A 12449-nucleotide genomic window follows, 5' to 3' on the forward strand; every position below is an offset into this window, starting at 1 on the left:
CTTGCGGGAGGGGGTAGGGGGAGGGGCGCTTCAAGTAAGAATGAGGACGTCGACTGCCGATCTCGACTGAAACCTGGTAGCAGAGCGTCGCGATCACATGCATTTGGGGCCGCCGACACGGAACCTTATCCGCAATGAGAGGTGGCGCGCGAGTTCTTCACGGATTCGCGAGAACCCCTCCCCCTACCCCCTCCCGCAAGGGGAGGGGGCGTGGAGTTTCTCGTGATGACGAGCCCTCACCTCCCGCCCGACCGCATCTTCTCGATCCCCGCGGGCGTGCCGTTCCTCGATGCGCTGGCGCGCCGTCTTCTGGCCGAGACTCATGACGATCCGCTGGCGCTCGGGCGCTATCGCGTGCTGCTGCCGACACGCCGGGCCTGCCGCGCGCTGCAGGAGACCTTCCTGCGCTTGCGCGAAGGCCGGCCGCTGCTGCTGCCGCAACTGACACCGCTGGGCGATATCGACGAAGAAGAGCTGGCGCTCGCGGCCGAGGCGGAAGAGCCTGGCGCCGCGCTCGACCTGCCGCCGGCGCTGCCGCCTCTGATGCGCCAACTGATGCTTTCGCGTCTGGTCGCGGGCGCGGCCGAGGCGCGCGGCGAATCGATGTCGGCCGACCGGGCGGCCTCGCTGGCGGAAGAGCTGGCGCGGCTGGTCGACCAGGTCGCGACCGAACGGCTGTCTTTCGAGCGGCTGGCCGAGATCGTGCCGGGCGAGCTGGCGCGGCATTGGCAGCTCACGGTCGAGTTCCTCGAGATCGTCACCAAGGCCTGGCCCAGGATCGAGAAGGCGGCGGGTGCGATCGGGGCGGCCGAGCGGCGCAATCTCCTGCTCGAGCGCCAGGCGCGGCTCTGGCTCAAATCGCCGCCGCAAGATCCGGTGATCGCGGCCGGATCGACGGGCTCGATCCCGGCCACCGCCGATCTGATCGCCGCGGTCGCGCAATTGCCGCAAGGCCGCGTGGTGCTGCCGGGCCTGGCCACCGGCGGCAATGCGGAGTTCTGGCAGAAGGTCGAGGCCGATCCGAGCCATCCCCAGCATGGGCTCCGGCTGTTGCTGCAGCGGCTGGATGTTGCGCCCGCAGCGGTGCTGCCCTGGCCCGACTCGCAGGCCCATCCCACGGTCGCGCGGCGCCAGGCCTTCCTCACCGAGGCGCTGGCCCCCGCCGATCTGACCCATCTCTGGAGCCGCCCCGATCGCGACGCCGCGGCCGACCGGATCGCACTCAAGGGCGAAGGCCATGAGATCGGCCTGACGCGGCTCGATTGCCCGGGCCTGAGCGAGGAGGCGCTCACCATCGCGCTCCTGATGCGCGAGGCGGTCGAGAAAAAAGGGCAGCGCGCGGCGCTGGTGACGCCGGATCGCTCCTTGGCGCGCCGTGTCGCCGCCGAGCTCAAGCGCTGGTCGATCGAGATCGACGATTCCGCCGGTACCGATCTGGGCCAGACGCCGCCCGGCAGCTTCCTGCGGCTGGTGGCAGCATTGCCGCTCGATGGCGTGGCGCCGGTGCCGCTGCTCTCTTTGCTGAAACATCCGCTGGCGGCCGGTGGCGAAGCGACGTCGGCGTTTCGCGCGAAGCTGCGGGCGCTGGAACGCGCGGCCTTGCGCGGGCCGCGGCCGGCGCCGGGTTTCGACGGCCTGCAGGCGGCCCTGGCGCCGTCGATCGAGCGCTATCCCGAGCTGGAGGGGCTGTCCTCCTGGCTCGACGGCATCGCCCGCGCCGCGGCGCCCTATCTCGAGCTTGCGGGTTCGCGCCGCGTGACGCTGGAAGACCTGATCCGCGCCCATCTGACGCTGGCCGAGGCCCTGGCCGCGAACGACGGCGAGACCGGCGCCTCGCGGCTGTGGCGCGGCGATGCCGGCGAAGCGGCGGCGGGCTTCTTCACCGAGTTCCTGGCCGCCTCCCGGGAACATGAGCCGATCGCGGGACCGGAATATCCGGCCCTGCTCGATGCCTTGATGGCGGCGCAGCGCGTGCGGCCCCGCTACGGCCGCCATCCGCGGCTGTTCGTCTGGGGTCCGCTCGAGGCGCGGCTGCAGCAGGTCGATCTGATGATCCTGGGCGGGCTCAACGAGGGCACCTGGCCGGTGACGCCCCCGCCCGATCCCTGGATGAGCCGGCCGATGCGCGAGGCCTTCGGCCTGCCGCCGGCGGAGCGGCGCATCGGCCTCTCGGCCCACGATTTCCAGCAGGCCTGCGGCGCGCCGCGCGTGGTGCTGACGCGCGCGCGCAAGGTGGATGGCACGCCCAGCGTGCCCTCGCGCTGGCTGACGCGCATAGATGCGCTGATGAAGGCCGCGGGGCTCGATCCGGCGCTGCTCCAGGCGCCGCAATGGCTCGCCTGGGCCGCCGCCTGGGATCGTCCCGCAGGTCCGCCGCAACCGGTCGCGCGGCCCTCGCCCCGGCCGCCCGTGGAGGTCCGGCCGCACAAGCTCTCGGTCACCGAGATCGAGACCTGGAAGCGCGATCCTTACGCGATCTATGCGCGCCATATCCTGAAGCTCCGGCCGATGGAACCGATCGACGCGGCGGCGGAAGCCGCCGAGCGCGGCACCATCATCCACCAGGCGCTGGACGCCTTCATCCGCGCCTATCCGGACCGCTTGCCGGCCGATGCCTATGACAGGCTGATGCGCTTCGGGCGCGAGGCCTTCGGCGGCTGGCTCGACCGTCCTGCCGTCTGGGCCTTCTGGTGGCCGCGCTTCGAGCGTATCGCCGGCTGGTTCCTCGAGCAGCGCGCCAAGGAGTTGCCGGCGCTCCTGGAATCGCTCACCGAGCTCCGGGGCAAGATCGAGATCGACGCCGGCGGCTTCGCCTTCACCCTCACCGCCAAGGCCGACCGGATCGACCGCCTGCGCGACGGCAGCACCGCCATCATCGACTACAAGACCGGGGCGCTGCCCTCGGCCAGGATGGTGAAGCAGGGCTATGCGCCGCAATTGCCGCTGGAGGCGGCGATGGCGGCGCTGGGCGGCTTTCCCGATCTGGGCCGGGCGGTCGCGACGCGGCTCGATTACTGGCGTCTTTCCGGCGGCGACCCGCCCGGCCATATCGAGGTCGCCGGCGGCAAGGATGCCGATGCGGTGACCCTGGCCGAGGACGCGCTGGCGGGCCTGATCCGGCTCGTCGTCACCTTCGCGAATGAAGCGACGCCCTACGACTCCGAGCCGCATCCGGCCTATGCGCCGCATTACAGCGATTACGGCCATCTCGCGCGCATCGCCGAATGGTCGGCCGCCGGAGGCGAGGAATGAGCCGCGCCGATACAACCGCACGGGATCCGATCAGGCTCGCCAGCGAGGCGCAGGCGCGGGCCGCCGATCCGCGCCATTCGGCCTGGGTGAGCGCCTCGGCCGGCAGCGGCAAGACCAAGCTCCTGGTCGATCGTCTGCTGCGGCTCCTGCTCGACGGCGTGCCGCCGACCAAAATTCTCTGTTTGACCTATACGCGCGCGGCTGCGGCCGAGATGCGCAACCGCATCGACGCGACGCTCGCGAGCTGGGCCGCCTCGAATCCCGAGACCTTGCGCAAGTCGCTCACCGAGCTGACGCCGCAGGTCGCGACGACCGAGCTGCAGGACAAGGCGAAGCAGCTCTTCGCCAAGCTGCTCGATGCGCCGGGCGGCATGCGGATCGAGACGATCCATGCCTTCTGCCAGTCGCTCCTGGCGCGCTTCCCGGTCGAGGCCGGTATCGCGCCGCATTTCACCGTGCTCGAGGAGCGCGACGCGGAAGCGTTGCGCGCGGCCCTGCGCGAAGAGGTGCTGTCCGATGCGAGGGCGGGGCGCGATCCCGCGCTCGCGCGGGCGCTGGCCGCCGTCACCGAGCGCGTCGGCAGCGAGGCCGAGTTCGACGAGCTCCTGCAGAAGCTGATGATCGAACGCCGCCGGCTGGAGGCCCTGGCCGCCGGGACCGGCGGGCTGGGGGCCGCGGTCAAGCGGCTGCGCCAGCGCCTGCGGCTGAAGCCCGACGACACGATCGAATCGCTCATGACGGCGGCGGTCGCCGAGGGCGCCTTCGATCGTGCCGGCCTGACGCGCGCCGTCGAGGCGCTGAGCCTGGGCGGCAAGACCGACAAGGCTCACGCGCCGATCCTGGCCGAGTGGCTGGCGGGCGACGCGGCGGAGCGGCTGGCGAATTTCGATCTCTATCGCACCGTCTATTTCACAAGCAGCGGCTCGCCGCGTGCAAAACTCATCACCAAGGCGGGCGAGGATGCGCTGCCGGGCGCGGCCGAGGCGCTGACGGCGGAGCAGGACCGGCTGGTGCAGCTGGGCGAGCGGCTCAACGCCGCCGAGATCGCGACCGCGACCGAAGCGTTGCTGACCTTGGGCCGCGCGGTGCTGCTGGGCTATGCGCAGCGCAAGCGCGACATGGCGGCGCTCGATTACGACGATCTCATCGTGCTGACGCGCGATCTGCTGCGCCGCCCCGGCCTGGCGCCCTGGGTTCTCTACAAGCTCGATGGCGGCATCGACCATATCCTGATCGACGAGGCGCAGGACACGAGCCCCGAGCAGTGGGACATCGTCGCCTCCATCGCCGACGAGTTCTTCGCCAATTGGGACACGCGCGCGACACCGCGCACGCTCTTCGCCGTCGGCGATGCCAAGCAGTCGATCTACAGCTTCCAGCGCGCCGATCCGGAAGGTTTCCGGCGCATGCGCGAGCATTTCCGCGCCAAGCTGACCGAAGTGAAGGAGGTGCTGCTCGAGGAGCCCTTGCATGTCTCCTTCCGCTCGGTGCCGACCGTGCTGGAAGCGATCGACACGGTCTTCGCCGATCCGCAGGCCGCGGCCGGCGTCGCCCCGCCAGGCGAGGCGGTCGCGCATATCTCGGCCCGGCCCGGACAAGGCGGAAGGGTCGAGCTCTGGCCGATCGCGGTCGAGATCAAGGGCGAGGAGCCGGAAGCCTGGAGCCTGCCGGCGGTGGTCGACGATGTCGATCTGCCACGCGCGCGTCTGGCCCGGACCCTCGCCGCGCGCATTGCCGAGATGATCGGCCATGACGAGCTGCCCTCGCGCGGACGCAAGGTCCGGCCCGGCGACATCTTGGTGCTGGTCAGGCGCCGCAACGCCTTCGTCGAAGAGCTGGTGCGCGAGCTCAAGGACAAGAATGTCGAGGTCGCCGGTATCGACCGCCTCAAGCTCGACGAGCATATCGCCGTCATGGACCTGATGGCGCTGGGTCACTTCCTGCTGATGCCCGAAGACGATCTCACGCTGGCGACGGTGCTGAAGAGCCCGCTGGTCGGACTCGACGAGGCGGCGCTGTTCGATCTGGCACATGATCGCGGGACGCAGACGCTCTGGCGCAGCCTGACCGAGCGCGCGGGCTTGCGGCCGGATTTCGCCGCGGCCCACGCGCTCCTGGCCGATCTCCTCGCCCATGTCGATTTCCTGCCGCCCTTCGAGCTCTATGCCGAGATCCTCGGTGCGCGGGGCGGGCGCAGGCGCATGCTGGCGCGGCTGGGGCCGGACGCGGCCGATCCCGTCGAGGAGTTCCTGCGCCTCGCGCTCGATCACGGCCGCAGCCATCCGCCCTCGCTCCAAGGCTTCCTCGCCTGGCTCGAGGCGGGCTCGATCGAGGTCAAGCGCGACCTGGACCAGGAGACGAACGAACCCGGGAGCGCAGGCCAGGTGCGGATCATGACGGTGCATGGCGCCAAGGGCCTCGAGGCGCCGATCGTGATTCTGCCCGACACGGCGCAGGTGCCCAAACAGACCGAGCGCATTCTCTGGGCGGGCGAAGGCGACAGCGCCTTGCCGCTCTGGGTGCGGCGCAAGGGCTTCGACGAGGAGCTGGCGACCGCGGCGCGCGCGCAGCGCGACGCGGCGCAGGCGGACGAATATCGCCGGCTGCTCTATGTCGGCCTCACGCGCGCCGCCGACCGGCTCTATCTCTGCGGCTGGGACTCGCGCAAGAGCGGCCAGCCCTTGAGCTGGTACGAGCATCTCGTGGCCACTCTCGCCGACAAGGGCGAGGCGCTGAGCTTCGCGCCGGCCGACGCGCGACCGGAAGGCTGGCAGGGCCCGAGCCGCGCCATCGCCGCCGCCTCGACTGCGGCACCCGACAAGGCGAGGGCGCAAGGGACGGTTGTGCTGGTGCCGCCGCCGCCGCCCGACTCGCTGCGCCAGCCGGCGGGGAGAGAGCCCGAGCCCTGGCGGCCGGTGGCCCCGTCGCGGCCCGCGATCGCCGAGCCGGGCCTCCTTTCGCCGCTGCGCCAGGGCGATGCGCAAGCGACGCGTTTCGGGCGCGGCCTGCTGATCCATCGGCTGCTGCAAAGCCTGCCGGAGATTGCGCCGTCGCGGCGCAAGGCGGCGGCGCAGCAGCTCTTGAAGCGCTCGCTCTATGGGCTGGATCCCGCGGCGCGCGAGGAGCTCCTGGCGCGCGTGCTCGATCTCCTGGCGCGGCCCGATCTGGCGCCGATCTGGTCGCCGAAGGCCCGCGCCGAGCAGCCGATCGCCGGCGAGGTGATCGGCCGGCACGGGAACAGCCTCGCGATCGCCGGCCAGATCGACCGCTTCGCCGTCGATGCGAACGGCGTCTGGATCGTCGATTTCAAGACCAACCGGCCGCCGGCCTCGAGTCTCGACGAGGTGCCGGCCGCCTATCTGCGCCAGATGGCCGCCTACCGCGCGCTGCTGGCCGGCATTTACCCCGGCTTGCCAATCGCTTGCCACCTGCTCTGGACAGAGACCCCGTTGCTGATGCGGTTACCGGACGAACTCCTTGACGCGCATCTGCCATGATCCCGGCGCTGTCCACGCGCGGCTTGACGCTGAACCGGCCGGTTCCTAAGTTTTGCGTCGAGTCTGAAGTCCGGGTGGCTTAATCTTTCCCCATAAGGCCGCCCAACCCGTTAGGGAGTGTTTATGTCGACAACCAAGGTTTCCGACGCGAGCTTCGACAGCGACGTGCTCAAGGCGCCCGGCCCCGTGCTGGTGGATTTCTGGGCGGAGTGGTGCGGTCCCTGCAAGATGATCGCGCCGGCGCTCGAGGAGATCGCGACCAGCATGAACGGTCGCGTCACCATCGCGAAGATCAACATCGACGAGAACCCGAACACGCCGCGCAAATATGGCGTGCGGGGCATTCCGACGCTGATGCTGTTCAAGGACGGCCAGGTGGCCGCCACCAAGATCGGCGCCCTGCCGAAGAACAAGCTCTCCGAGTGGGTCGAATCGGTCATCTGATCGACGCGATCACAAGCCCATCTTTCGAGATACCGGGACCGCTCTCCTGAAAGGAGAGCGGTCTTTTTCATTCTCGCACGGTGCGACGACGTCCCTCTTTTCCTCTCCGTCTGCCTACTGGCGAATTTCGGACCGACTGGTTTGAATTAAGGGCAGCAGGACTCTTTCGTGGATGGACCCATCTCTCCTCGAGGGAGAGAGGATTCAGGCGGCGAGCCTGAGCCTGAGGAGAGGCTGCTGACGAGACCGTCGGAAATTATGCGTTCATTCACATAATCAATATTTATCGGATTTAACACATAATATGATTTTATGCGCTGATTCCGATATTGTTATTTTATCGGAATCAGACCATAATATTTCAATGATAGAGGAACACCTCGGTCGCAACCCAAAGCAGATCGGAAACATCATCCGCAACGCTCGCAGGCAACGCGGATGGAGTCAGATGCTGCTTGCCGAGAAGACCGGCCTGCGCCAGGAAACCATTTCCCTGATCGAGACGGGTAACCCGGCCACCAAACTCGATACCATCCTTTCGGTGCTGGCGGCACTCGATCTGGAACTCCGGATCGCGCCTCGATCCAAGGGGCAACCCGTCGCGATCGAGGAGCTGTTCTGATGCCGCGCCGCAAGCGGCATGCGCCGCTGCGCGTCTATCTGAACAACCGCCTCGTCGGGCACCTGCTCAAGGAGCCCAGCGGCGCGGTCAGCTTCCGGTACGATGAAAGCTGGCTGAGCCGGCGGAGCGCCATTCCGGTGTCCCTTTCGCTGCCGTTTCGCGAGGACGCCTATCGCGGCGCGCCGGTTTCGGCGGTGTTCGAGAACCTGCTTCCCGATTCCGAGGCGCTGCGCCGCCGTGTCGCCGAACAAGTCGGTGCCGAAGGCAGCGATGCCTACAGCCTGCTCGCTGCGATCGGGCGCGACTGTGTCGGTGCGCTCCAATTCATTGCGGGCGACGATGATGTGGTCGATTCCACTCCCATGATCGAAGGCGAGCCTGTCGACGCTGGCGCCGTCGAAAAGCTGCTGCGCAATCTTGCGCAGGCCCCGCTTGGCCTCTCGCGGGACAAGGATTTCCGCATCTCGATCGCAGGGGCACAGGAAAAGACCGCCCTGCTGTGGGATGGCAAACGCTGGCGCAAGCCGCTCGGCACGACCCCGACGACGCATATTCTGAAACCCCAGATCGGCGAGCTGCCGAACGGAATCGACCTGTCGAACAGCGTCGAAAACGAATTCTATTGTCTCAAATTGCTTGCGGCTTTCGGCTTGCCTGTCAACAGCGCGACGATCGAGACCTTCGGCAAGACCAAGGCGCTCGTGATCGAGCGTTTCGACCGGCGTTGGACGCGCGACGGGCGCCTGCTGCGCTTGCCACAGGAGGATTGCTGTCAGGCGCTCTCGGTGCCGCCCAGCCGGAAATATCAGAGCGATGGCGGGCCGGGACTCGTCGACATCATCGACCTGCTCAAGGGCAGCGACACGCCCGACGAAGACCGCAAGACCGTATTCAAGGCGCAAATCCTGTTCTGGCTGATCGGCGCCACGGACGGGCATGCCAAGAATTTCAGCATCTTCCTCGGGCCGGGCGGCAGCTACAGCCTGACGCCGCTCTACGACGCGCTCACGGCGCAACCGAGCCTGGATGTACGGCAGATCGAGCGCAAGCAGATGAAGCTGGCGATGGCCGTGGGCGAGACGAATCACTACCGGATCGACGGCATCCACGGGCGGCATTTCATGCAAACGGCGCAAGCCGCCGGCCTGCCCAGGGCGATTGCCTCGGCCGCGATCGAGGAGGTCGTCGCCGCTGCCGATGGCGCCTTGGAACGGGTGCAAGAAGAACTGCCGGCCCGGTTCCCCGCATTCATCCACGATTCCGTGAGGAGGGCCGTATCCGAGCGCGTCCGTGGATTGGCTTCGCTGACATGACGGCGGCAAGATTGCGACGATCCGAGCACAAGGAAATCCATTTCATCCCGTCCACCCGCTCCCTTTTCTGATCGGCCAGTCATGAAAGGGAGCGGGTCGCTGCGGCCAATTGTCCGTCCACACCGATTCCATGACGTGGCTTCGCGCTTCGTACCCCTAGGATCGAAATCCGATCCGACGAGGCTGGCATTTTGCCAGGCGGGTTCGCGGTCGCATCAGGCGCTGGCCTGACAGGGAGAGTGACGATGTCGGCGGGTCGCAATTTTCTGTTCATTCCCGGTCCCACCAATATGCCCGAGACGGTTCGCCGTGCGATGGGCGGTGCCCAGGAAGATCAGCGAGCTCCCGACGTCCCGGATTTCACCCTGCCGCTCTTCGCCGATCTGAAGAAGGTGTTCCAGATGAAGACCGGCCATGTGCTGGTGTTCGCCGGGACCGGCACCGGCGGCTGGGAGGCGGCCATCACCAACACGCTCTCGCCCGGCGACGGCGTGCTGGCCTCGCGCTTCGGGCTCTTCAGCCAGCTCTGGGCCGAGCTCTGCCAGCGCCACGGCCTTGCGGTCGACGCGATCGATGTCGAGTGGGGCGAGGGCGTGCCGGTAGCGGCTTATGCCGAGCGGCTCAAGGCCGACCGCGCCCACAAGATCAAGGCGGTGCTGGTGACGCATAACGAGACGGCGACCGGCGTCGCCTCCGACGTCGCCGCGGTGCGCCGGGCGCTCGACGAGGCGAAACATCCAGCCCTCCTTTTCGTGGATGGCGTCTCCTCGATCGCCTCGATCGATTTCCGCATGGAGGAATGGGGCGTCGATATCGCCGTCGCCGGCTCGCAGAAGGGCTTCATGATGCCGACCGGCCTCGCCATCGTCGCGGTCAGCGAGAAGGCGCTGGCCGCCATGGCCACGGCCAAGCTGCCGCGCAGCTATTTCTCCTTCGACGACATGCTGCGCATGAACAAGAACGGCTATTTTCCCTACACGCCGCCGATGACGATGCTGCGCGGCTTGCGGGCCTCGGTCGATCTGCTGCTGGGCGAGGGGCTGCCCAACGTGTTCGCGCGCCACCATCGCATGGCCGAGGCCGTGCGCCGTGCCGTGGGCGCCTGGGGCCTGTCCTTGGTCGCCAAGGCGCCGCAATGGCATTCCGACACGGTCAGCACGATCTGGACGCCGCCGGGCGTCGACGGCGCCGAGCTCGTGCGCCATGCCTATCGCCGCTACAACCTCTCGCTCGGCGTCGGGCTGGCGCGGCTCGCGGGCAAGGTCTTCCGCATCGGCCATCTGGGCGAGCTCAACGAGCTGATGGTGCTGGCGGCCTTGTCGGGTGCCGAGATGACGATGCGCGACCTGGGGGCCACCCTGGCGCCGGGCTCCGGCGTCGCGGCGGCCGAGGAACATTTCCGCGCCACGGCGCCCAAGACGAACTGATCAGCTGTTGAGGCCGAAGGCGGCGGGGTAGGTGACCTTGCCGTTCTCGCCCTGGAGCGCGCCCGGCTCCAGCTCCAGCGCCATGAAGGCCTCGCCCGAGAAGGGGCCGGCGAGGTGGCGCGCCATCTCGGCGGAGAAACCGAAGCGCGGATAGAAGTGGGGATGGCCCAGCACGATCACGGCGGTGGCGCCGAGAGCCGGCAATTGCTTCAGCCCCTCGCGCACCAGTTGCGATCCGATGCCCCGGCGCTGGCGGTCGGGATGCACGGCCATCGGTGCCAGCGCCACGGCCGCCACCTCGCGGCTGTCGATCCGGGTCGGGAGCCAGCTGAAGAGGATATGGCCGACGATCCGGCCCTTTTCCTCGGCCACCAGCGAGAGCGCGATCAGCTTCGCCTGGCGCAACCGGGCGACGATCTGCCATTCGCCAGGGCCGCCGAAGGCCAGGCGGTTGAGCGCATTGATGGCAGCGATGTCGCTTGCGGCTTCGCGGCGGATCCGGATCGCGGGGGTCCGCTCAACCATTCTTCGCCAGGACTTCACCGGCGAGATAGAGCGAACCGCAGATGAGAAGCCGTGCCGCCGTCGGGTCGGCGGCGACGATCGCGCGCGCCGCTTCATCGGCCGAGGAGGCGCCGCGAACCTGCGCGGCACCGGCGCGCCTGGCGGCCTCGACCAGCGCCTCGACATCGAGCGCCTGGTGATTGCCGCCGACCGCGACCGCGGTCACGTCCTGGATATGGGGCAGCAGCGGCTTGAGGAATCCGACCGGATCGTGTGTCGAGAGCATGCCGAAGACGAGGCGGATCGGCAGATCGGGACGCTCCCGCCGCCAGCCCGCGGCATGAAGGCCCAGCGCCTGTCCGCCGGATTCATTGTGGCCGCCATCGAGCCAGGCTTCCCAGCCGGGCGGCAGCGCCTCGACCACGGGTCCGCGCCGCAACCGCTGCAGCCGCGCCGGCCATTCGACGCTGCGCAAGCCCTTGGCGATGGCGTTCTCGGAAATCGAGAAGCCGTCGAGCAGCGGCAGGGTCGCCAGCGCCAGTCCCGCATTCTCGATCTGATGCAGGCCCGGGAGCGCGGGCAGCGGCCAGCTTGTCTCGCCGCGCTTGTCGCGGAAAAGGAGCGCATCGCCCTCGCGCCGGGCGTTCCATTCCTGGCCGAACCGGTGGAGCGGGGCGCCGAGCTCGGCGCCGCGCGCCTCGAACACGGCCTCCGCCTCGGCCGGCTGCGGCCCGATCGCGACCGGGCGCCCCCGTTTCATGATGCCGGCCTTGTTCGCCGCGATCTCGGCCAGCGTATGGCCCAGATGCTGCATATGGTCCATCGAGATCGGCGTCAGGCAGCAGGCGAGCGGATGCTCGATCACGTTGGTCGCGTCGTGAGTGCCGCCCAACCCGACTTCGAGCAGGAGAATGTCGGCCTTGTGCCGGGTGAAGGCGAGGAAGGCCGCCACGGTCGTGACCTCGAAGAAGGTGATCTGCTGATCGCCATTGGCACGCTCGCATTCCTCGAGCAGCGCCAGCAGCTCGGGCTCCTCGATCAATCTGCCGGCGAGGCGGATGCGCTCATGGAACCGCACCAGATGCGGCGAGGTGTAGGCGTGGACGCGATAGCCCGCAGCCTCGAGGATCGCGCGCAGGTAAGCGACGGTCGAGCCCTTGCCGTTGGTCCCGGCCACATGCACCACCGGCGGCAGGCGCCGCTCCGGATTGCCGACGCGATCGAGCAGGCGCTGCACGCGATCGAGTACCAGGTCGATCAGCTTGGGGTGCAGCTTCGTCAGCCGCTCCAGCACGAGATCGCTGCCGAGGGGGGCGGTCATGGGCGGCGAGGCTGTGCGTTTTTGTCCCCTCCCCCTTTATGGGGGAGGGCTAGGGAGGGGGAAGACACG

The 12449-nt window shown here is 68.4% G+C and carries 8 protein-coding genes; 6 read left to right on the forward strand and 2 right to left on the reverse strand.

All coding sequences use genetic code 11. The features are described from left to right. The first annotated feature begins 225 nt into the window (after window positions 1-225). The 6 genes from addB (at window position 226) to FRZ44_RS00845 (ending at window position 10555) form a co-directional block, all read left to right on the forward strand. The gene (gene addB / locus FRZ44_RS00820) at window positions 226-3252 is read left to right on the forward strand and encodes a double-strand break repair protein AddB (protein ID WP_151175388.1); all 3027 of its coding nucleotides are present in this window, start codon (window positions 226-228) and stop codon (window positions 3250-3252) included. Then, entirely contained in the window at window positions 3249-6749 is a 3501-nt protein-coding gene (gene addA / locus FRZ44_RS00825; protein WP_151175389.1) for a double-strand break repair helicase AddA, read from the forward strand. Before addB ends, addA begins: the two co-directional genes overlap by 4 nt. A gap of 123 nt (window positions 6750-6872) precedes the next feature. Then, complete coding sequence (gene trxA, locus FRZ44_RS00830; protein ID WP_151175390.1) at window positions 6873-7193, forward strand: thioredoxin TrxA; 321 nt, start codon at window positions 6873-6875, stop codon at window positions 7191-7193. 448 nt (window positions 7194-7641) lie between these two features. Next, window positions 7642-7815 carry a helix-turn-helix domain-containing protein gene (locus FRZ44_RS00835; protein ID WP_407658042.1) on the forward strand — a complete coding sequence of 58 codons (174 nt, stop codon included), beginning with the start codon at window positions 7642-7644 and terminating at the stop codon, window positions 7813-7815. Beyond that, a complete protein-coding gene (locus FRZ44_RS00840; protein ID WP_151175392.1) occupies window positions 7815-9128 on the forward strand; it encodes a type II toxin-antitoxin system HipA family toxin in 1314 nt (437 codons plus the stop codon). The genes FRZ44_RS00835 and FRZ44_RS00840 overlap by 1 nt, the downstream gene beginning before the upstream one ends. A gap of 245 nt (window positions 9129-9373) precedes the next feature. Beyond that, entirely contained in the window at window positions 9374-10555 is a 1182-nt protein-coding gene (locus FRZ44_RS00845; protein WP_151175393.1) for an aminotransferase class V-fold PLP-dependent enzyme, read from the forward strand. Here FRZ44_RS00845 and FRZ44_RS00850 read toward each other — a convergent pair whose 3' ends face one another. Together FRZ44_RS00850 and FRZ44_RS00855 are read right to left on the reverse strand one after the other, a co-directional pair. After that, window positions 10556-11080 carry a GNAT family N-acetyltransferase gene (locus tag FRZ44_RS00850; RefSeq protein WP_151175394.1) on the reverse strand — a complete coding sequence of 175 codons (525 nt, stop codon included), beginning with the start codon at window positions 11078-11080 and terminating at the stop codon, window positions 10556-10558. Then, window positions 11073-12380: a bifunctional folylpolyglutamate synthase/dihydrofolate synthase gene (locus FRZ44_RS00855; RefSeq protein WP_151175395.1), complete on the reverse strand. Its 1308-nt coding sequence runs from the start codon at window positions 12378-12380 to the stop codon at window positions 11073-11075. The genes FRZ44_RS00850 and FRZ44_RS00855 overlap by 8 nt, the downstream gene beginning before the upstream one ends. Between the last annotated feature and the right edge of the window lie 69 nt (window positions 12381-12449).

This window comes from Hypericibacter terrae (assembly GCF_008728855.1).
Classification (GTDB): Bacteria; Pseudomonadota; Alphaproteobacteria; order Dongiales; family Dongiaceae; genus Hypericibacter; species Hypericibacter terrae.